The sequence below is a fragment of the Micromonospora nigra genome, assembly GCF_900091585.1.
Classification (GTDB): Bacteria; Actinomycetota; Actinomycetes; order Mycobacteriales; family Micromonosporaceae; genus Micromonospora; species Micromonospora nigra.
In genome coordinates this window covers 1,759,823-1,781,626 of sequence record NZ_FMHT01000003.1, presented here as the reverse complement: position 1 = coordinate 1,781,626, position 21,804 = coordinate 1,759,823, and the positions used below count along the sequence as shown (strand labels likewise).

The 21,804-nt window shown below is 72.4% G+C and carries 15 protein-coding genes; 9 read left to right on the top strand and 6 right to left on the bottom strand.

The features are described 5' to 3' along the window. Positions 1-181 precede the first annotated feature (181 nt). Entirely contained in the window at positions 182-5,230 is a 5,049-nt protein-coding gene (locus tag GA0070616_RS07365) for an NAD-glutamate dehydrogenase (RefSeq protein WP_091078371.1), read from the top strand. Between the two features lie 45 nt (positions 5,231-5,275). On the opposite strand, the gene GA0070616_RS07360 is transcribed toward GA0070616_RS07365, so the two are convergent. Together GA0070616_RS07360 and GA0070616_RS07355 are read right to left on the bottom strand one after the other, a co-directional pair. Then, positions 5,276-5,968 carry a class F sortase gene (locus GA0070616_RS07360; protein ID WP_091078367.1) on the bottom strand — a complete coding sequence of 231 codons (693 nt, stop codon included), beginning with the start codon at positions 5,966-5,968 and terminating at the stop codon, positions 5,276-5,278. After that, positions 5,952-6,869 (bottom strand): hypothetical protein, encoded by a 918-nt coding sequence (locus GA0070616_RS07355; RefSeq protein WP_091090141.1) that lies wholly within the window; start codon positions 6,867-6,869, stop codon positions 5,952-5,954. The genes GA0070616_RS07360 and GA0070616_RS07355 overlap by 17 nt, the downstream gene beginning before the upstream one ends. Positions 6,870-7,420: 551 nt before the next feature. On the opposite strand from GA0070616_RS07355, the gene GA0070616_RS07350 reads away from it, so the two are divergent. Then, positions 7,421-9,208, top strand: a complete 1,788-nt coding sequence (locus tag GA0070616_RS07350) for a glycoside hydrolase family 6 protein (protein WP_091078363.1) — start codon at positions 7,421-7,423, stop codon at positions 9,206-9,208. A 254-nt stretch (positions 9,209-9,462) separates the two neighbouring features. Here GA0070616_RS07350 and GA0070616_RS07345 read toward each other — a convergent pair whose 3' ends face one another. The 3 genes from GA0070616_RS07345 to GA0070616_RS07335 form a co-directional block, all read right to left on the bottom strand. After that, positions 9,463-9,813, bottom strand: a complete 351-nt coding sequence (locus GA0070616_RS07345; protein WP_091078359.1) for a hypothetical protein — start codon at positions 9,811-9,813, stop codon at positions 9,463-9,465. Positions 9,814-9,960: 147 nt separating this feature from the next. Beyond that, positions 9,961-10,749 (bottom strand): hypothetical protein, encoded by a 789-nt coding sequence (locus tag GA0070616_RS07340; protein WP_091078356.1) that lies wholly within the window; start codon positions 10,747-10,749, stop codon positions 9,961-9,963. An 11-nt stretch (positions 10,750-10,760) separates the two neighbouring features. Further along, entirely contained in the window at positions 10,761-11,366 is a 606-nt protein-coding gene (locus tag GA0070616_RS07335) for a hypothetical protein (protein ID WP_091078352.1), read from the bottom strand. Positions 11,367-11,830: 464 nt separating this feature from the next. Between GA0070616_RS07335 and GA0070616_RS07330 the strand changes: the two genes are divergently transcribed. The 7 genes from GA0070616_RS07330 (at position 11,831) to GA0070616_RS07300 (ending at position 20,578) form a co-directional block, all read left to right on the top strand. Continuing rightward, positions 11,831-14,299, top strand: coding sequence for a sensor histidine kinase (locus GA0070616_RS07330; RefSeq protein ID WP_091078349.1), 2,469 nt, complete (start codon positions 11,831-11,833; stop codon positions 14,297-14,299). Next, complete coding sequence (locus GA0070616_RS07325; RefSeq protein WP_091078344.1) at positions 14,299-14,718, top strand: roadblock/LC7 domain-containing protein; 420 nt, start codon at positions 14,299-14,301, stop codon at positions 14,716-14,718. The genes GA0070616_RS07330 and GA0070616_RS07325 overlap by 1 nt, the downstream gene beginning before the upstream one ends. After that, positions 14,708-15,097, top strand: coding sequence for a DUF742 domain-containing protein (locus GA0070616_RS07320; protein WP_091078340.1), 390 nt, complete (start codon positions 14,708-14,710; stop codon positions 15,095-15,097). Before GA0070616_RS07325 ends, GA0070616_RS07320 begins: the two co-directional genes overlap by 11 nt. Beyond that, entirely contained in the window at positions 15,078-15,677 is a 600-nt protein-coding gene (locus tag GA0070616_RS07315; protein WP_091078336.1) for a GTP-binding protein, read from the top strand. The genes GA0070616_RS07320 and GA0070616_RS07315 overlap by 20 nt, the downstream gene beginning before the upstream one ends. A 125-nt stretch (positions 15,678-15,802) precedes the next feature. Then, entirely contained in the window at positions 15,803-16,840 is a 1,038-nt protein-coding gene (locus GA0070616_RS07310) for a lactonase family protein (RefSeq protein ID WP_091078332.1), read from the top strand. 273 nt (positions 16,841-17,113) lie between these two features. Next, on the top strand, positions 17,114-18,880 hold the full coding sequence (locus GA0070616_RS07305) for a substrate-binding domain-containing protein (protein ID WP_091090137.1): 1,767 nt from the start codon (positions 17,114-17,116) through the stop codon (positions 18,878-18,880). Between the two features lie 213 nt (positions 18,881-19,093). After that, positions 19,094-20,578, top strand: coding sequence for a sugar transferase (locus tag GA0070616_RS07300; RefSeq protein ID WP_091078329.1), 1,485 nt, complete (start codon positions 19,094-19,096; stop codon positions 20,576-20,578). A gap of 8 nt (positions 20,579-20,586) precedes the next feature. Here GA0070616_RS07300 and GA0070616_RS07295 read toward each other — a convergent pair whose 3' ends face one another. After that, positions 20,587-21,717: a PP2C family protein-serine/threonine phosphatase gene (locus GA0070616_RS07295; RefSeq protein WP_091090133.1), complete on the bottom strand. Its 1,131-nt coding sequence runs from the start codon at positions 21,715-21,717 to the stop codon at positions 20,587-20,589. Positions 21,718-21,804: the final 87 nt, after the last annotated feature.

The window sequence follows — 21,804 nt, the reverse complement described above, 5'->3', positions numbered from 1 at the left end:
TGAACAACGGGAGGCGGGGTATTCCCGGATCCGGCCGACCTCGTACCCGCACGGGTGAAAGGACGACAAGTCCCGATCCGGACGTCCGGCCAGTGGTCCACCGACGGAGGGCCCGAACGGTAGGGCCTAGGCTGGGCGGCAGAGTGACCCACAACGCGGTGGGTCGAGGGGAGTGGCACCGATGGACCGGCGTCCGGCTACGAAACCGGGACCCGACACCCGGCAGGTTGACACCGGCCGGGACGACAACTTCGATTCGGCAACCGATTCGGACGGCTTCGGCCGGATCGACACAGGCGTGACCGGGATGACCGGTTCGAGCATCGACACCCTCTACGACCTTGGTCTGCCCGCGGAGGCGCTGGGCGACGACCTGGAGGATGCCGAACTCGACGAGCCGGTGCCCAACGCCGAGCGCCTGGTCGCCCAGGCCGTCGCGCTCGCCGGCGACGACCACGACGCGGCCACCCTGGTGGGCCGCTTCTGGCGGTTCGCGCCCGACGAGGAGCTGATCGGCTTCACCGCCGAGGAGATGCTCGACGCGGCCCGCGCGCATCGCGACCTGGCCCAGCAGCGGGTGCCCGGCGAGCTGAAGCTGCGCATCCACTCCCCGGACGCCGACCAGCACCACAGCGTCGTCGAGATCGTCACCGACGACATGCCGTTCCTGGTCGACTCGGTGACGGCCCTGCTGAACTCCCACCACCTCGACGTGCACCTGCTGGTCCACCCGCTGGTGGTGGTCCGCCGGGAGCCGCTGGGCCGGCTCACCGAGGTCTCCGCCGACGTCGAACCCGACGACGCGATCGCGGGCGACCTGGTCGAGAGCTGGATGCGCATCGAGATCGACCCGGTCCGTGACCCGGAGGAGCGCGACAAGCTGCGCCGCGAGTTGCAGCGGGTGCTGACCGACGTGCGGGAGGCCGTGGAGGACTGGCCGAAGATGCGGCAGCGGGCGATGGCGCTCGCCGACGAGCTGGCCGACGCCCGGACCTCCGACAACCGTCCGCCGGTGCCGGAGAAGGACATCACCGACTCGGTGGAGCTGCTGCGCTGGCTCGCCCACGACCACTTCACCTTCCTCGGCTACCGGGAGTACCGGCTGGTGCCGGGCTCGGCGGAGGGCGGTCCCGCGCTGGAGGCGGTGCTGGGCACGGGCCTGGGCATCCTGCGGCAGGATTCGCCGGAGGCCCGGGCCCTGTCGTCGATGACGCCGGAGGCGCACGAGAAGGTCACCGAGAAGCGCCTGCTGATCATCACGAAGGCGAACTCCCGGGCCACGGTGCACCGGTCGGCCTACCTGGACTACATCGGCTTCAAGATCTTCGACGACGCCGGCCAGGTGGTGGGGGAACGCCGCTTCCTGGGCCTGTTCTCCACGGCGGCGTACCGCACCAGCGTGCAGGAGCTGCCGGTGGTGCGGCGCAAGGTGGCGGAGGTGCTGGACCGCTCCGGCCTGTCCCAGCGCAGCCACTCCGGCAAGGACCTGCTCCAGATCCTGGAGACCTATCCGCGCGACGAGCTGTTCCAGATCAAGACCGACGACCTGTACCACGCGGTGATCGGCGTGCTGCGGATGGCGGGCCGCCGGCAGTTGCGGGTCTTCCTGCGCCGGGACGCCTACGGGCGGTTCATCTCCTGCCTGATCTACCTGCCCCGGGACCGGTTCACCACCCAGAACCGGCTGCGCATGCAGGACATCCTGCTGCGCGAGCTGAACGGCATCGGGGTGGACTACACCACCCGGGTCACCGAGTCGATGCTCGCCCGGGTGCACTTCATCGTCCGTACCGACCCGACGGACCCGCCCGGCGAGATCGACGCGGACCTGCTCGCCGAGGAGCTGGCCGACGCCACCCGGCTGTGGGACGACGACTACCGGCTGGTGCTGGAGCGCAAGCTCGGCGACGAGCAGGCCAAGCACCTGTTCGCCCGGTACGCCGACGCGTTCCCGGAGGGCTACAAGGACGGCCACACGCCGTACGAGGCGATGAAGGACCTGGCGAAGCTGGAACTGCTGGAGGAGCCCGGCCAGCTGGAGATGCACCTGTTCCGCAAGCAGCTCGCGCCGCGCGCGGGCGGTCGCGGCGTCGACGAGTCGATGAACGTGCGGTTCAAGGTCTACCGGTACGGCGAGCCGATGATGCTCTCCGCCGTACTGCCGGTGCTGCACTCCCTCGGCGTGAAGGTGGTCGACGAGCACCCGTACGAGGTGGAACGCGTCGACGGCCGGATCTGGCTGTACGACTTCGGGCTGCGCCTGCCCGAGGGGCACCAGCAGTTGGCCGAGGTGCGCCCGCACGTGGAGAACGCCTTCGCGGCGGCGTGGCGGGGCGAGGCCGAGGTGGACGGCTTCAACGAGCTGGTGCTGCACGGGGGCCTCACCTGGCGGCAGGTGGTGGTGCTGCGCGCGTACGCGAAGTACCTGCGGCAGGCCGGCACGGTCTTCTCCCAGGACTACATGGAGTCGACCTTCATCGCGTACCCGCACGTGGCGGCGCTGCTGGTGCGGCTCTTCGAGGCCCGGTTCGCACCCGGGTCGACGACCGCCGAGCAACGCCAGCAGCAGAGCAAGGAACTGATCGCCGAGATCCACTCCGCCTTGGACGACGTGGCCAGCCTCGACCAGGACCGGATCCTGCGGTCGTACCTGACGCTGATCCAGGCCACCCTGCGTACCAGCTTCTACGCCAAGCCGCTGGCCGGGCGGCCGAAGCCGTACGTGGCGTTCAAGCTCGACCCGCAGGCCATCCCGGACCTGCCGGCGCCCCGGCCGAAGTTCGAGGTCTTCGTGTACTCGCCCCGGTTCGAGGGCGTGCACCTGCGGTTCGGGCCGGTGGCCCGGGGCGGCCTGCGCTGGTCCGACCGGCGCGAGGACTTCCGTACCGAGGTGCTGGGCCTGGTCAAGGCCCAGATGGTGAAGAACGCCGTGATCGTGCCCGTGGGTGCGAAGGGTGGCTTCGTGCTGAAGCAGAAGCCGGGCGACCGGGACGAGGCGGTGGTCTGCTACCAGCAGTTCATCACGGCGTTGCTGGACGTCACCGACAACATCGTCGCCGGGGAGATCGTGCCGCCGGAGGACGTGGTGCGGCACGACGGCGACGACCCGTACATGGTGGTGGCGGCCGACAAGGGCACCGCGACCTTCTCCGACATCGCCAACGAGATCTCCGTGGCGCAGCAGTTCTGGCTCGGTGACGCGTTCGCCTCGGGCGGTTCGGCCGGCTACGACCACAAGGGGATGGGCATCACCGCCCGGGGCGCCTGGGAGTCGGTGAAGCGACACTTCCGCGAGCTGGGGCACGACACCCAGACCGAGGACTTCACGGTCGTCGGCGTGGGCGACATGTCCGGCGACGTGTTCGGCAACGGGATGCTGCTGTCGGAGCACATCCGGCTGGTGGCGGCCTTCGACCACCGGCACATCTTTCTGGACCCGGACCCGGACGCCGCCGTCTCGTACGCCGAGCGCAAGCGGCTGTTCGACCTGCCGCGCTCGTCGTGGGAGGACTACGACCAGGAGCTGATCTCGGCCGGCGGCGGGGTGTTCGCGCGTACCGCCAAGTCGGTGCCGGTCAGCCCGCAGGTCCGCGCGGTGCTGGGCCTCGACGAGGACGTCACCCGGCTCAGCCCGCAGGAGCTGATGAAGGCGATCCTCACGGCACCGGTCGACCTGTTCTGGAACGGCGGCATCGGCACCTACGTCAAGGCGGCGAGCCAGACCAACGCCGAGGTGGGCGACAAGTCCAACGACGCGATCCGGGTCAACGGCAAGGACCTGCGCTGCCGGGTGGTCGGTGAGGGCGGCAACCTGGGCTGCACCCAGCTCGGCCGGATCGAGTACGCCCTGGCGGGCGGACGGATCTACACCGACTTCATCGACAACGCGGCCGGCGTGGACTGCTCCGACCACGAGGTGAACATCAAGATCCTGCTGAACACCGCCGTGGCCGACGGTGAGCTGACCGTGGCGGAGCGGGACGAGTTGCTCGCCCAGATGACCGACGAGGTCGCGGAGCTGGTGCTGCGGGACAACTACGACCAGGCCAGGGCGATCAACAACGCCCAGGCCCAGGCCGCCTCGTTGCTCCCGGTGCACCGGAGGATGATCAGCGAGCTGGAACGCTCGGGGGCGCTGGACCGGGCGTTGGAGGCACTGCCGCCGGACGAGGAGCTGGCGGTGCGGGCCGAGTCGGGGCTGACCGCGCCGGAGTTCGCGGTGCTGCTCGCGTACGTCAAGATCGTGCTCGAGACGGAGATCCTCGCCGAGGGGCTGGCCGACGAGGAGTGGACGACCGACGTCCTGGTCAACTACTTCCCGACGCCGATGCGGGAGCGGTTCGCCGACCGGATGGGCCAGCACCGCCTGCGCCGCGACATCGTGACCACGGTGCTGGTCAACGAGGCGATCAACCGGGGCGGCATCTCGTTCGTCTTCCGGGTGGTCGAGGAGACGGCGGCGTCGGCGGCGGACGTCATCCGGGCGTACGTGGTGGTCCGCGAGGTGTTCGGGCTGCGTGACCTGTGGGCCGCGGTGGAGGCCCTGGACAACCGGGTCGACCCGGAGGTGCAGACCGCCGTCTACCTGGACACCCGGCGGCTGCTGGACCGGTCGGTGCGCTGGCTGGTGACGAACCGTCGCTCGCCGATCGACGTGCCGGCCGAGATCGCCCGGCTCCGCGACGGGGTGGCCCGGCTGCTGCCGGATCTGGAGGAGCGCTTCTACGGCAGCGAGCGGGAGTCCCTCGCGGCACACATCGACACGATGACCGGCCGGGGGCTGCCGCGTGGGCTGGCCGAGCAGGCCACCCGCCTGATGTACGGCTTCGGTCTGCTGGACGTGGTGGAGACGGCCACCGGCACCGGCCGGGACGTCGGAGAGGTGGCGTCGGTCTACTTCGTCATCTCGGACCGGTTCCGGGTGGACTCGCTGCTGTCGAAGATCTCGCTGCTGCCGCGGGAGGACCGTTGGCAGACCCTCGCCCGGATGGCGCTGCGCTACGACCTGTACGCCGCGCTGGCGGCGCTCACCGCGGAGGTGTTGGAGGCCACCCCGGCCGACCTGCCCCCGCAGGAGCGGGTGCAGCAGTGGGAGCAGTCGAACGCGACCTCGATCCACCGCGCCCAGCGGGCGATGGGAGAGTTCGACGAGTCCCGGGCGGACCTGGCGGCACTGTCGGTGCTGCTGCGTCAGATCCGCACCCTGGTGCGTACCTCCGCCGCCTCCTGACCGGCGCGGGGCCCGGCCGCTCGGCCGGGCCCCGCGCCGGTGCGGTCACCCCACCAGGGAGGCGAAGACGACCACGTTGTCCGGGTAGTCGCGGGTCGCCTCGTCGAAGACGCCGCCGCAGGTGACCACCCGCAGACCCGGCCGGTCGCTGGGGCCGTACACCAGTTCGGTGGGAAAGGCGGCCTTCGGGTACGAGCGCACGTCGTCGACCTGGAAGGTGAGCTGCCGGCCGTCCTCACGCGTGACGCCGACGGTGTCGCCCCGCCGGAGGGCGCCGAGGGAGAAGAAGACCGCCGGCCCCGTCGCCGCCGAGTCGACGTGTCCGACGATGACGGCGTTGCCCGCCTCACCGGGGCTGGCCCCCGGTGAGTACCAGCCCGCCAGGTGGGCCTGCTCCAACGGGGGAACCTCGACCGTGCCGTCGGGGTTGGTGCCGAGCGACATGACCTGCGCGTGCACCCCGATGCGGGCGATGGTGACCGTGGTGGGTGCGGACCGGGGCAGTGCCGGCACCGCTGCCGTCGGGTTCGTCGCGACGACGGGCGGCGGGTCGGCGGCGGCCCCGGCCTGGGCCGCCGGTTGGGGTGGTCGCGGGGCGGGGGCGGTCTTGAGCGAGGCACCGATCAGCCCCGCGCCGACCATGGCGAGCAGGACGACGACGGCGGTGCCGGCGGCACGCCACGGTGTCCCGTGGCGGCCGCCGGCCCGTGTCGCCGTGACGTCAGGCGACGGACGCATCGGCCCGACGCCGGCGCATCAGCACGAGGCCACCCAGGGCGGCGGCGCCCACCAGGCTCGCCCCTGCCGTGGCCAGCTCGCGGTCGGTGCCGGCACCGACACCACCGTCACCGCCGTCGACGCCGCCGTGCGGCAGGACGACCAGTTCGCCGGTGCCGCAGGACCCTTCCAGCTCGTAGGTGCCGGGGGCGGCGTCCGGGGAGACCACGGCCTCGCCGTAGTAGACGAAGTCCTTCTTGTGCTCCCAGCCGTGGTCACGCTCGTCGGACCCGCCGGCCCAGTCGCTGTCGTGGTCCTTCCGGTCGCGGCTGTCGGCGCCACCGAGGTAGTCGTCGTGGTTCATCCAGTCACCACGGCCGTATCCCTCGTGGCCCTTGTCGTCACGGCCAGCCTCCGCGTCCTGGCCGTGCTCGTAGCCCTTCCGGTCCTTGTCCTGCCCGTCGGGGGCGACGTCACCGCCACCCTGGCCACCGGCTGACGGCTGGTCGCCCTCGGCCGGCGGCTGGGTGCCGTTGGCCGGCGGCGGGGTGGTGGTGGGTGTCGGCTGCGGGCTGCTGGTCGGCGGCTTGGGCCGGCCGTTGTCGTCACCACCCCGGTCCTTGCCGTCCCGATCGCGCCAGTCGCCGCGGTCGCCGCCCCGGTCCCCGTGGTCGTGGGCCGGCTTGAGCTTCACCTTGCCGGTCACCTCCGACCAGACGTACGCGTGCTCCTGCGGCTCCTCGCAGACCTGGAGCAGCTTGACCTCGTGGCCCGGCTTGACAGCGTGGGGCTTGGCGTAGACCTTGCCCTCGTCAACGGGCTGGGGGCCGTCCGCGAGGGCGACCGTCGGCGAGAAAACCAGCAGGGAAGCGCCACCGAGGGCGGCACCCGCGACGACCTTCCCGAGCATCCTGTTAGCCATGACCTGCGTCACTCCATCCCTGGTTGTCCTGGGCCCGGTGACAACCGAGCCAGAACCGACGTTAGACCGTTTCACGACCTATGAAGGGAAAAATTCGTGTTTTGCGGTTAGCTCCCGTCAAGACGCCTTCGTGAGGTCCTGTGGACATTCGGGGTTGGCGACCGGGTTGGCCGCCGCTAGCGTGGTTCGGGGCCGCGCTGACCTGCTGGTCGATGCGGGGCGATCGTCCCCGTCGGCGCGGGGGCGTCCGGCTCCGGCGTGCGCCGCCCGGTGAGCTCACCCGCATCCAGGCATTGCTATGGAAGCGCTCCCATGCAAGAATCTCTGCACGCGGTTCGGGGAGCCACACCGCGTAAGCAGGAGTCGAGGGCACCGGTTCGTCCGGACGACACCCGCTGCCGGCCGAGGCCGGTGCGTCACCCCACCACCAACGCCCGTCCGGGTCGGGCGTCCCCGAAGAATCCCGTTGGCACCGGCGGTCGTCCGCAGGACGTCCCACGGGCCACGTGCCGGGCCGTACGCGGATCCGGTCTCGCCCAAGGAGTTCATGTATGAATCTGTGGAGAAGGCTGTCCGGCCCCCGTCGGGCCGTAGCCCTCACCGGCGCTGGCGCGCTGGTGGCGGGCGCGCTGGTGACCCTTCCGGTCACCGCCGCCCACGCCGCCACCCAGTGCAACGTGACCTGGACGACCAACCAGTGGCCGGGCGGTTTCACCGCCAGCATCGACATCAAGAACGTCGGCGACGCGCTGAACGGCTGGACGCTCGGGTTCACCTTCCCCGACGCCAACCAGCGCCTCACCCAGGGCTGGTCGGCCGTCTGGAGCCAGTCCGGGGCCAACGTCACCGCGCAGAACCAGTCGTGGAACGGCTCGCTGGCCTCCGGCGCGAGCACGAACATCGGCTTCCAGGGCACCTGGAGCGGCAGCAACCCGGCACCGAGCGCGTTCACCATCAACGGGGTCGCCTGCAACGGCACCTCGCCGACGACGCCGCCGCCCACCACGCCGCCGCCGACCACGCCTCCGCCCACCACCCCGCCGCCCACCACGCCTCCGCCCACCACCCCGCCGCCGGGGCAGAAGGTGGACAACCCCTACCTGAACGCCCAGGGGTACGTGAACCCTGAGTGGAAGGCCAAGGCCGAGTCGGTGCCCGGTGGCAACCGGATCTCGAACACCCCGACCGCCGTCTGGCTGGACCGGATCGCCGCCATCAACGGCACCCCGGACAGCAGCTCCAACGGCGCGATGGGTCTGCGTGACCACCTGGACGAGGCGCTCGAGCAGGGTGCCGACTACATCCAGATCGTCATCTACAACCTGCCCGGCCGTGACTGTGCCGCCCTCGCCTCCAACGGCGAGCTGAAGGCCGACGAGCTGCCCCGCTACAAGGCCGAGTACATCGACCCGATCGCGGCGATCCAGGGTGACGCGAAGTACCGCAACCTGCGGATCATCAACGTCATCGAGATCGACTCGCTGCCGAACCTGGTGACCAACACCTCCGGCAACCCGGGTGGCACCACGATGTGCGACACCGTGAAGGCCAACGGCGCGTACGTCAACGGCGTGGGCTACGCCCTGGCCAAGCTGGGCGCGATCCCGAACGTCTACAACTACATCGACGCCGCGCACCACGGCTGGATCGGCTGGGACAGCAACTTCGGCCCGACCGCGCAGATCCTGAAGGACGCCGCGGTGGCCTCCGGCAGCACCGTGAACCACGTGCACGGCTTCATCGTCAACACCGCGAACTACTCCGCGCTGCGGGAGCCGTACATCAAGATCACCGACACGGTGAACGGCACCACCGTGCGGCAGTCCAAGTGGATCGACTGGAACTTCTACGTCGACGAGCTGTCCTTCGCCCAGGCGTTCCGCCAGGAGCTGGTCAGCCGCGGCTTCAACTCGAACATCGGCATGCTGATCGACACCTCCCGCAACGGCTGGGGCGGCAGCGCCCGTCCGACCGGCGCGGGCCCGACGACCAGCGTGGACGCGTACGTCGACGGTGGCCGGGTCGACCGGCGGATCCACGCCGGTAACTGGTGCAACCAGGCCGGTGCGGGCCTCGGCGAGCGGCCGCAGGCCGCCCCCGAGCCGGGCATCGACGCCTACGTCTGGGTGAAGCCCCCGGGTGAGTCGGACGGCTCCAGCAAGGAGATCCCGAACAACGAGGGCAAGGGCTTCGACCGGATGTGCGACCCGACCTACACCGGTAACGCCCGCAACGGCAACAGCATGAGCGGTGCCCTGCCGGACGCCCCGATCTCGGGTGCCTGGTTCCCGGCGCAGCTCACCGAGCTGATGAACAACGCCTACCCGCCGCTCTCCTGAGCGTCAGGCACACCCGCCGCCAGCAGTAGGTGAGGCGCTGCGGCGGCAGGTTACCCGGGCCCCCGGCCCGACCGCGCACCGGTCGGGTCGGGGGCCCCTCACGTGGGTGGCCCCGGCGTCCCGGCGTCCCCGTACCGCGGTGGCCCGGTACCGCGGTGGCCCGCCGCACCGGTGGCCGGGCGTCCAATGGCCCGGCCGCACCGGCTTCGAGGTGGCGACGGGTCGGGGCACGCGGTGCCGGTGCTGTGGCCGGGTCAGGGCACCGTCTTCTCGATGGCCGCCCGCCCCAGTTCGGCGAGGTCGCGGCGGGCCCGCTCCAGGTTCTGCGGGGTGAGGTCCTGACCCCGCGCCAACACCAGGTCCTCCGGCTCCCAGGGCTGTTCCGCACCGGTACGTACCGTGCCGGTACCGGTACCGGTGCCGGTGGCGCCGGTCCCCGCCGCGTACGGGTCCCCGATGACCTCGTCCTCCGGGCCCACGAAGGACGGAGTGTCGCGGTCGGCGTCGCCCCCGTCCATCAGCTCGGAGATGCCGGTCTCGTCCTCCACGGCCGCGGCCATCTCGGGACTCTCCTCCAGCGGTCGCTGCCGGTCACGATCCGTCATCGTGCTGCCCTCCTGTCCCAGGCGCGTTCGGCGGACCCTGCCGCGTACCCGGTGCGCCGACGGCCATGCGTCCACCGTCGTGCCGCCTACCGCCCTGGACGTGCGACGACGAGGCGCCCCTGCCGGGACGCCCCGCCGGTGGTGCGGTCAGCGACCGAGGACGCGATCGAGGAAGTCGCGGTACTGCCGTACCGCCATCCGCAACTGCTCGGTGTCGGCCGAGCCGCTGTCCTGCCAGCCGCCCAGCTTCTCCTTCTGCGCACGCAGGGCCGCCGCCAGCGCCTGGATCGCCTCGTCGACCAGTGACTGGGCGTCGCCGGCCGCGGCCTTCGGGTCGTCCACGAAGCGCAGCTGCACGTCCCGCCAGCGGTCCCGGAAGCCCTGGGCGGTGTCGTGGTCGAACAGGGTCGCCGGCTCGGACGGCACCGCCGTCGCGGTGGGCCGGGCCGCGGCGCTGAGGGCCTTCTCGGTCTGTGCCGGCACCGCGTCCGGGTCGACCAGCTCCGGGTCGGCGCTGCCGTAGCCCGACGCCCCGGGATCTTCCGGGCCGTCGGCCTGGCCGGTCGGGTCGGCCCGGCGCCCCTCGCGCTCACCGCCGACGGCGCCGTCGCCGGGGCGCGCGGTGCGCTCCTCGCGCGGATCCGGCTCGTCCTCGGGAAGCGGGCTGGCCAGCGCGGAAGCGGCGACCGCACCGCCGACGCTGGTCGCCCCGAAGGCGGTCGGCACCGGGCCAGGCTTGTGGAACTCGCCCTCGTCGTCGCCGGGCCGGCGGTCCCATGGGCGAACCCGCCCCTGGCCGCTGGTCGTGTCCTCGGCCTCTGTCCGGTCGTCCGGTTCGGCGGCGGTGCCGCCGGACGTCGCGGGCGGCACCGGCACCGGTGCGGACCGCACGGCTTCGGGGTGGTCGTTGTCCACCCGCTGCTCATCCTGGCGCATCAGTGATCTCCTCAGCGGTTCGTGACGTCGTGCGGGCTGTCCGGGTGGCGCTGCTGCGGCGTCCGGTGACCGGCAGCCTGGCCGACGGGCTCCTCGCCGAGCAGGTCGGCGAAGAGGGCCCGGTAGTGGACGACCGCCTGGCGGAGCTCCTCGGTGCTGGCCTCGCCCCGGGTGTTTCGCAGGTGGATGTCGTGTGCGTCGCGGTAGTGGGTCAGCGTGCGGGCATGCTCCACCGACAGGTGGGCGATCTGGTCGGAGAAGTCCCCGGTCGGGTAGCCCCGTTCCGCGATGAGCCGGGAGACCAGTTCGTCCGCCTCGCCCACCGTGTCGGCGGGGGAGTCGACGAATCGGACCTGGAGTTCCTCCCAGGCCGCGGCGTACCGGGCGCGCGACTCCGGGTCGAGCGGGGTGAGTGTGAGTTCGGCGTGCCGGCGTTCGCGGTCACGCAGCTCCCGCTCGGCGGCGCTGCGACTGTCCCGCTCGGCGACGACGTGGTCGTACTCCGGTCCGAAGCGCTGCTTGAGCGCCCGGCGTCGGCCGAGGACCACGACGGCCGCGACCACCGCCGCGATCACCAGGACGACGAGAACGATGACGATTACCTGCGTGGGCGACATGGCTCCTCCTTCGTCGCCTGGTATTCCCTCCCTGCACTGATCGCCAATCCCGATCCGGTCACTTTCCTTGTCGGCGGTGACGACCCGGGTGCGTCCGACCCGTCAGCACGGGCCACCCGGCGGGGCATCCGCCGAAGACCGGACCGGGTGCGCAGGCGGGGTCGAGTTCCGGCGTACGGGACGATCGGCGACGAACCGGCGGCCACGTCCACCCGGTCGCCGACCGGCGCCGCACCGGGCACAGCGACACTCGAAACCCGGCCCGCAGCCGGGCGTCGGCGTACCTCGGCCGCCGGCCGCGTACGGGCCGGCTCCACGGACGGTAGTGCTTCCGGCGGGGATTTCGTATCCTGCCCAAGGCGCCCGGGCCGGTGTCCCGCGAGAAGTGGGGCGCGTGCCGGCTGGCGGCGCTGCCCGGCCGGTGCCGGCGTCCCCTGCTGCCACACCCTCCGGGCGAGGTTTGATTGAACACGCGCGACTGGCCGATCCGCTCGAAGCTGACCGCTCTGGTCGTCGTTCCGGTGACCGCGTTGCTCGCCCTCTGGATCTTCGCGACCACCCTCACCTTCGGCCCGGCGCTCGACCTGCTCGCCGCGCGGACCCTGCTCTACGACCTCGGCCGGCCCGGCGAGGTCGTGGTCGCCGAGTTGCAACGGGAGCGTCGACTGTCGACGGTCTTCCTCGCCCGTGCGGAGGCGACCTGTGAGCGGCCACCCGCGCCGTGCGCGCTGCCCGAACTCACCGAGCAGCGCGAGCGCACCGACACGGCGATCGCGGAGCTGCGCCGGCGGATCTCCGGGGACGCGCTGCGTGACGCCGCCTCGGACCTGCTGGACGCCCGACTGGACCGGCTGGTGACCGACCTGGAGGCCCTGCCCGTCGGGCGTACCTTCATCGACCGGCGGGCGATGGACCGGGCCGGCGCGGTGGGCCTCTACAGCGGCATGATCACCTCGGCCTTCCGATCGTTCGCCGCGATGGCCGACCTGCCCGACCAGAACCTGAACCGGCAGGCGCTGGCGGTCACCGCCCTCGGCCGCTCCCGCGAGCTGCTGGGGCAGGTGGACTCCCTGCTGGCCGGTGCCCTCGCCGCCGGCCGGTTCGACGACGGCGAGCACACCCAGCTGGTGCAGACCATCGGCAACCAGCGGTTCCTGACCGAGACGGCGGTCGCCGACCTGCCCGAGACGGACCGGGTCGCCTACCAGCGGCTCACCGAACAGGACGCCTTCGGTCGGCTGCGCTCCATGCAGGACGACATCGTGGCGGCTGGTCGCACCGCCCGCCCACCGGTCGACGCGCAGGACTGGACGGCCGCCTACGACGACGTGTGGCAGGCGCTGCGCGACTACGAGCTGAGCCAGGCCGACGGCCTCGCCGACCGGTCGGTGCCCACCGCCGTACGCATCCTGGTGCGCCTCGCCGCCGCGGGGCTGCTCGGGCTCGTCGCGGTCGTGGCGTCGCTGCTGGTCGCGGTGCGGGTCGGCCGGTCCCTGGCCCAGCGCCTCACCCTGGTGCGCCGGGCGCTCGAGCGCTCCGAGCGACGGCTGCCGGAGGTGGTGGACCGGCTGCGTCGTGGTGAAGAGGTGGACCTCGCCCGGGAGGCGCCGGTGCTCGACCACGGCGCCGACGAGATCGGGCAGGTCGCGCGGGCGTTCATCGAGGTGCAGAAGGTCGCCATCAGAGCCGCCACCGACGAGGTGACCCTGCGTCGAGGGCTCAGCGAGGTGTTCCTGAACATCGCCCGGCGCAGCCAGGGACTGGTGCACCGCCAGCTCGCCCTGCTCGACCGGATGGAACGCGACACGGAGGACCCGGACGAACTGGCCGACCTCTTCCGCGTCGACCATCTCTCCACCCGCCTACGTCGCCACGCCGAGGACCTGGTGATCCTGGCCGGCGCGGCGCCCGGGCGGGGCTGGCGCAACCCGGTCGCCGTGGTCGACCTGATCCGCGGCGCGATCTCCGAGGTGGAGTCGTACGACCGGGTCGACACGGCCGGAGTGCACCCCGCCGGGGTGCTGGGCCGGGCGGTGGGCGACGTGATCCACCTGCTGGCCGAGCTGATCGAGAACGCGACCGTGTTCTCGCCGCCCGACACCCGGGTCGAGGTCCGCGGCGAGCTGGTGGCCAACGGCTACGCGTTGTCGATCACCGACCGGGGGTTGGGCATGAGCGCCGCGGCGATCGCGGAGGCCAACCAGCGGTTGGCCGAGCCGCCGGACTTCGACCCCGGTGAGACCGCCCGGCTCGGGCTGTTCGTGGTCGCCAGGCTGGCCGCCCGACACGCGGTGCGGGTCCGGTTGCGCCCGTCGGACACGGGTGGGCTGACCGCCGTGGTGCTCATCCCGGGCGAGCTGGTCACCGAGGAGCCCTCGACGCTGCCCGCCTCGGCGGGCGGCCCGTCGGCGGCGTCCGGCGGCGATCCCGAGCGGCGACGGCTGGCCAGGGCGACCCGGCTGGCCACGGTGCCCCGCCCGCGCGCCGCCCGGTCGACCCGGCAGCGGCCTGAGCCGGTCGGCGGTTCGGATGCGTACCGCCCGGCCGGTCCGGCCGGCGACGACGGCTCCTCGGCCGTGGACGGGGAGATCGACGGGTTGCCCCGCCGGGTCCGACGCCGGGGGCCGGCCGTCCGGCCCCGGCCGGCGACCGACGGGTCCGACCGGCCGGCCGCCGTGGACGCTGCCCCGCAGGACCCGACCGACGCCGACCGCCCCGTGATGGACGCGCCCACCGCCGCGCAGCCGGTGGTGCGGGCCCGACCGGCGGTTCCCAGTCCCCGTAGCCCGGAGGACGCCCGCCGGGTCATGTCCGCGCTCCAGGCCGGTACCAGTCGAGGACGACGCGCGGCCGGCGGACCCACGCCGTCCGGCGGTGCCGCCGACCGGCCGGAGATCACCGAGAACCCCATCCCGACTGAGAGGGACGCCTGATGCGATCGACGGACAAGAATGCCGATCTCGACTGGTTGCTCGACGAGTTGGTGACGCGGGTGCCCAGTGCCCGACAGGCGGTGGTGCTCTCGGCCGACGGCCTGCTGCTCGGCTGCTCCTCCGGGCAGGACCGCACCGACGCCGAACACCTCTGCGCGTTGGCGTCCGGCTTCGCCAGCCTGGCCCGCGGCGCCAGCCGGCACCTCAGCGGCGGGCCGGTCCGGCAGACGGTGGTGGAGATGGAGTCGACGTACCTCTTCGTCACCGCCGCCGGGCAGGGCGCGTGCCTGGCGGTGGTCAGCGAGGCCGACGCGGACATCGGCCTGGTCGCGTACGAGATGGCGATGCTGGTGACCCGGGTGGGCGAGAATCTCAGCGCCCCCGTACGGTCCACGGCGGGGGTGCCCGATGCGGGCTGAACCGCACCGCCTGCGGCACGAGTGGCTGGACGGGGAGGCGGGTCCCGTGGTGCGGCCCTACACCCTGACCGGCGGTCGGGTCCGTCCGACCGCCGAGGGCTTCGACCTGGTGGCGTACGTGTTCGCGAAACCCGGCGCTGACCCCGGGACCCATCCCGATCTGCATCCCGAGCACCGGCGGCTGGTGGAACTGGCCGGTCCGGGCGCCCCCGTGGTGGATCTCGCGGCCGACCTGGACCTGGCTCTCGGCGTGGTCCGGGTGCTGCTCGGTGATCTGCTGGCCCGTGGCCTGGTGACGGTGCACCAGCCGCAGCCGCTCGCATACCTGCCCGACAATGACATCCTCAAGGCGGTGGTCAGTGGACTCCGTGCGTTGTGATCGCGAGGCACCGGGCCACCGGGTTCCGCTCGCGCTGAAGATTCTCGTCGCCGGAGGCTTCGGGGCCGGCAAGACCTCGCTGGTGAGCGCGCTGAGCGAGGTCCGGCCGTTGCAGACGGAGGAGATCCTCACCGACGCCGGCGTCGGCACCGACGACCTGTCGGGGGTCGAGGCCAAGTCGACCACCACGGTGGCCATGGACTTCGGCCGGATCACCATCAACGACGATCTCCAGGTCTATCTGTTCGGCACTCCGGGGCAGAACCGCTTCCGTTTCCTCTGGGACGAACTGGCGTTCGGGGCGCTCGGTGCGGTGGTGCTCGCCGACACCCGGCGGCTGGCCGACTGCTTTCCGTCGGTCGACTACTTCGAGCAGCGGGGTATCCCGTTCGTGGTGGGCGTCAACTGTTTCGACGGCGCCCGCCGGTTCAGCCTGGAGACCGTACGCCAGGCGCTGGACCTGGACCCCGACGTGCCGATGGTGCTGTGCGACGCCCGGAACCGGCAGTCCGCGAAGCTGGTGCTGATCGCGCTGGTGGAGCACGTGGCGCGCCAGCGGGGCGAGCCTGTCCCCGCCTGACCCGCCACCGGGTCGTCCGCGCCCGGCCGGGGCCGGATCGGGGCGAGGATTGCGGTCTAACCGGTCGGCGTTCGGGGAAGGGCTACTGGTGTGATCGACGGAGGAATCGGCGGAGGGCGGATCCGGTGACAGCTCAGGGCGTGGTCGTCCACATCGGTGGTTACACGGCGGACAACGGCGGCCGGGGCACCGGGATCGTCGCGGCCCGCCGCGACCCGGTCACGGGGGCGCTGACCCCGCTCGGCACCGTCGCCGTCACCCCCGGACCGTCGTTCCTCGCCCGGCATCCGGTCCACCCGGTGTTGTACGCGGTGCACGAGCTGCCGGACGGGCAGGTCAGCGCCTGGCGGGTGGGTGCCGACGGCGACCTCGATCCGCTCGGCGCCTGGTCGAGCGGCGGGGCCGAACCGTGCCACCTGGCGGTCGCCCCGGACGGCGGGCACCTGTTCGTCGCGAACTACGGCGGCGGCAGCGTGGCGGTCCTGCCGCTCGACGCGCAGGGGGTGCCGGCCGGGCGCAGCGACCTGGTGGTGCACGAGGGGCGTGGGCCCGACCCGCAGCGGCAGGAGCAGGCGCACTGCCACATGGTGAACCCGGGGCCGGTGGGGCAGCCGCTGCTCGCCGTCGACCTGGGCACCGACTCGGTGTACCGGTACGACCTCGACGCCGCCTCGGGGCGGTTGGTGCCGCGTGGTCCCCGGGTACGGACGGCCCCCGGTGCCGGTCCCCGGCACCTGGCCCGTCACCCCGACGGGCGGCGCTGCTTCCTCGCGGGTGAGCTGGACGGCACGGTCACGGCGTACGAGCTGACCGGGGACGGCGCGCTGCACCAGCGGGGACGGGTCGATGCCAGCGACCGGGCCGGGCACGTGCAACCGTCGGAGATCGCGGTGGGCGGGGACGGGCGCTTCCTCTACCTGGCGAACCGGGGTGTCGGCACGGTGGCCGTGTTCGCGCTCGGCGGGGAGTTGCCGGAGCTGGTCGCCGAGGTCGACACCGGCGGCGAGTGGCCCCGGCACTTCGCGCTGGCCGGCGAGCACCTCTACGTCGCCGACGAACGGGCCGACATGGTGCGGGTGTTCCGGGTCGACCCGGCCACCGGGGTGCCGGAGGTGGTCGGCGAGCCGGTGGCCGTGCCCAGCCCGACCTGTGTGCTGATCTGACCGTCGGGCCGCGCGCCCCGGCGGTTTCGTCGGGCCCCGAGCCCCGGCGGCCCTGACGGCCCCGGGCGGGCCCCGAGCGCCCGGCCCGGGCGGGCCCCGAGCGCCCCGGCGGACCGGGGCCGGGGGTGCGGGGGCCGTGCACCCTGCGTAGCGGAACGCGGTGACGTGGACTGATTACCCAAAGTTACGAAATGGAGATCAAGTGTTGCTCCTCAGTAACTTTCGTCCGAACGGCCGTGGCAGCTGACCTCCTGGATACGGAAGATGGTCAGCGTGTCTGCAGGCCGCCATCGTATGCGCTCAAACATCCAGGGTGCCGCCGCCGCTGTGTCGGTCGGCGTCCTCGTCGTCACCGTCGGTGGCTGGTTCGGCTATCAACAGCTGGCCGGTTCCAACTGCTCGGGTCGTATCGAGCTGTCCGTCGCGGTGGCGAACGAGCTCGCGCCCGCCGTGGAGGGCGCCGCCGAGCAGTGGGAGCAGGATGGCGCGGCGGTGGGCGACACCTGCATCGACGTGACCGTCACCGCCGCCAACCCGGTCGAGGTCGCCGCCGTGGTGGCCGCCAAGCACGGCGCGAGCCTGGCCGGCGTCGGGCAGGCCAGCGGCACCGCGGTGAGCCCCGACGTCTGGGTTCCGGACTCGTCGACCTGGCTGCTGCGGCTCAAGACCGGCGGTGCCGCCGCCTTCGAACCGGGCAACGGCAACTCGATCGCGATGAGCCCGGTGGTCGTCGCCATGCCGGAGCCGATCGCCACCCGCATCGGCTGGCCGCAGAAGGAACTCCAGTGGACCGACCTGCTCGCGCAGGTCACCAAGGACCGCCCGGTCAAGACCGGCATCGTCGAGCCGACCCGGGACGCGGCCGGTCTGTCGGGTCTGCTGTCGCTGACCACCGCGGCCGCGGGCGCGGGCGGCGAGCAGGCGGACCAGAACCGGATCGGTGCGCTGCGGGCGCTGGCGGCCGAGAGTTCGGCGCTGCGGCAGGATCTGCTGGCCAAGTTCCCCACCGCCCCGGACGCCACCACGATCGCCAACTCCCTCGGCGCGGCGGCGTTGTCCGAGGAGGACGTGATCCAGTACAACGGCCGTAAGCCCCCCGTGCCGCTGGCCGCCCTGTACCTGAAGCCCGCGCCGATGCCGCTGGACTACCCGTACGCGGTGCTGCCCGGCATCGAGCCGACGAAGGCGTCGGCGGCCCGGGTGCTGTACGAGGTGCTGACCACCGCCGCGTTCAAGGACCGGCTGGCAGCGCAGTCCCTGCGCGCTCCCGACGGCAACTGGGGCTCGGGTTTCAGCGCCCCGCAGGGCGCGCCCAGCCCGGCCGGTGGCGACGCCTCGGTCACGCCGTCGGTCCAGGGCGGCGTCGCGGCGGGTGGGCTCGACCCCATCGCGGTCGAGCGGACCGTGTCGAGCTGGTCGATCGCCACCCGGTCGGGCCGGATGCTCTGCATCATCGACGTGTCCGGCTCGATGAAGGCCGCCGTCCCGACCGCCAACGGGGCCACCCGTCAGCAGGTCACCGTCGAGGCGGCCCGGCGTGGCCTGACGTTGACCGACGACTCCTGGTCGATCGGCCTGTGGACCTTCTCCACCAACCTGGTGGGCTCCCGCGACTACCAGCAGGTCGTGCCGATCGGGCCGGTGTCGCGGCAGCGCGGCACGCTGGAGCGGGGTCTCGACACGATCCGGTCCTCCAGCGGCGACACCGGCCTGTACGACACGGTGCTCGCCGCCTACAAGGAAGTGCTCAACCAGTGGGAGCCCGGCAAGGTCAACTCGATCGTGCTGTTCACGGACGGCAAGAACGAGGACGCCGACGGCATCTCCCGGCAGGGCCTGCTCACCGAGTTGGAGCGGCTGAGGGACCCGGAGCAGCCGATTCAGCTGATCATGATCGGCGTCGGCACCGAGGTGGACAAGGCCGAGCTGGACGCCATCACCAAGGCGGCCGGCAACGAGGGCGCGTTCATCGCGACCGACCCGACCAAGATCACGGACATCTACCTGCGGGCCATCGCCCAGCGGAAGGCCCCGTCCTGATCTGACGATCAGCGGAAGGGCCCCTCGTGCCGTCGAAACCGGTACGGGGGGCCCTTTCCGGATGTGGCCGCAGTCGGGAAAACTGACGGCAATGCGTCGGAAGCAATCGGCCACCATGGTTGTCGGGGCAGGATGTCCTGGTGCCCCGGGAGCCGGTCCGCGATCCGGGCGGATCACCGTCCGGGGCTGTCGGCGAGCGAACTGGGAGGGCCGGTGACCTCGGCTACGCTGTTGACCCCCGCGAGGACGTCGACCCCACCGGGCGGCGCGCCACGGGGCGCCGGTGCCCGCACCAACCAGCGCTCCTACATCCGGTCCCTGGTCGTGCTGGACGCCAGCGTCCTGACGGTGGCGGTGCTCGTCGGCTACGCGGCCCGCTTCGGCGGAGCCGCGCCGAGCGGATCCCGGATCCCGTACGTGCTGGTGGCCCCCGCGCTGGTGCTCGCCTGGCTGGTCTCCCTCAAGGCCCTGCGCTGCTACGACGACCGGGTCGTCGGCTACGGTGCCGACGAGTACCGGCGGGTGAGCATGGCCAGCCTGCGCCTCGCCGGCGGTATCGCCATCGCCGGTTACATCGCCGACGTCGGCGTCTCCCGGGGCTTCCTCGGCATCTCCTGCGCGGTGGGCATGCTCGGGTTGGAGGGTGCCCGGTTCGCCGCCCGCAAGCGGCTGCACCGGTCCCGTTCCCGGGGCACCGGCTGGTCCCGCCGGGTCCTCGTGGTGGGCGACACCGCCCACGTGCTGGAGCTGGTGCACACGCTGCGCCGCGAGCCGTACGCGGGCTACCAGGTGGTCGGTGCCTGCATCCCCGACGCCCTGCTGGCCCCCGTCGCCCAACACCTCGGCGACGTGCCCGTGGTCGGGTCCTTCCGGGGCATCCCCGAAGCAGCCGACGCGATCGGCGCGGACACGGTCGCCGTCACCGCCTCCGGCGAGCTGACCGCGACCCGGCTGCGCCGGCTGGGCTGGCAGTTGGAGGGAACGGGCATCGACCTGGTGGTGGCCCCGGCGCTGACCGACGTGGCCGGCCCGCGCATCCACACCCGGCCGGTGGCCGGCCTGCCGCTCATCCACGTCGAGGCGCCCGAGTTCCGTGGCGCACGGAAGCTGGTCAAGGGCTTCGTGGACCGCTCGGTGTCGTTCGTCGCCCTGGCCCTCGCCCTGCCGGTGCTGATCGTCATCGCCCTGGCCGTCAAGCTCGACTCCCGGGGGCCCGTGCTGTTCCGGCAGACCCGGGTGGGGCAGGGCGGCCGGGAGTTCGGCGTGTTCAAGTTCCGCACCATGGTGGTGAACGCCGACGCCCTGCTGGCCGAGCTGACCGCCCGCAACGAGACCGACGGCCTGATGTTCAAGATGCGCGACGACCCGCGGGTGACCCGGGTGGGCCGGCTGCTGCGCAAGTGGTCACTCGACGAGCTGCCCCAGCTCGCCAACGTGCTGCTGGGCCAGATGAGTCTCGTCGGGCCGCGGCCACCGCTTCCGTCGGAGGTGGCCCGCTACGACGGCGACGTGGCCCGCCGGTTGCTGGTCAAGCCCGGCATGACGGGTCTCTGGCAGGTCAGCGGCCGGTCCGACCTGAGCTGGGAGGACGGCATCCGGCTCGACCTGTACTACGTGGAGAACTGGTCGCTGGCGGCCGACCTGACGATCCTGTGGAAGACCTTCGGCGCGGTGCTGCGGGGGCGGGGCGCGTACTGACTGACCCCTCAGGGCTGTGGCCCGTTCCAGTCCAGGCACACCACGACCGCGTCGTCGGCCAGCTCGCCGGAGACGAAGGTGCGCAGGTCGCCGAGGAGGGACCGGACGGCATCCAGCGGGGCCTGCGAGGCGGTACGGCGCAGGAAGTTCTCCAGCATCGTCTCGCCGTAGCGCACGTCCTGCCCGGTCGCCTCGACCACCCCGTCGCTGAGCATGAACAGGCGGTCGCCGCGCCGCAGCTCGACGCGCTGCTCGTGGTAGTCGGTCGCCTCGAACATGCCGAGCGGGAACTGCTCCTCCAGCGGCTGGTCGCAGACCTCGCCGTCGCGCAGCAGCACCAGCCGGGGGGAGCCCGCGTCGACGACGCTGAGCACCCCGGTGCGCAGATCCAGTTCCACCAGCAGCGTCGCCAGGTACTGCCGGCCCCGGTGCAGGTCGAAGACCGCCTGGTCGGCCAGGGCGGCCTGGTCCGCCAGGGACAGACCGGCCCGTCGGGCGTTGCGCAGGGCGCAGGTGGCCAGTGTGGTGAGCATGGAGGCGGCCACCCCCTCGCCCATGCCGTTGATCGTGGTGACCCAGAGCCGGTCGTCGTCGTCCGACCAGTCGAAGCTGTCCCCGCGTACGGCGTACGCCGGTTCGAGCTGCCCCGCGAGGCTGAACGAGGGACGGTCCCGGCTGCGGCCCGGCAGCATCTCCCACTGCATCTCGGCCGCGAGGGTGAGTCGCCGGCTGCGGCACGCCCTCCGGTAGACGTCCGTGCCGGCGTCCACCGCGGACACCTCGTGGGCCAGCGTCCTGGCGATCTCCGCCAACTCGGCCAGCAGGGCCGGGTCGTCGGCCACCGGGCCGGCCCGCAGCACCCCCCGGCGCTCGCCGCGCATCGACACCGGCAGGTACGCCGTCCCGTCGTCGTGGACCGGCGCCTGCGTGTCGAAGCAGCGCCACTCCGGGGCGCCCGGGTCGATCACCGGGTCGCCACCGGCCAGCGGCAGCAGGGCCGCCAGCCGGTAGTCGACCTGGAGCAGGTCGGTGAACCCGACGCCGTGCGCCTCCCGCAGGAGTTCGGCGACGCGGGCCGGCAGGAGCCCGGGGGGCGCATCGGTCAGGGCCCGTCGCACCCGCTCCACCAGCTCACCCATCGTCACTCCTGATCAGAAGCCCAAACGTCGTCGGATTCGGAGTACGCTCGGGGCCACCATGGCGCAACTGCACGGTCCCGGCGGACC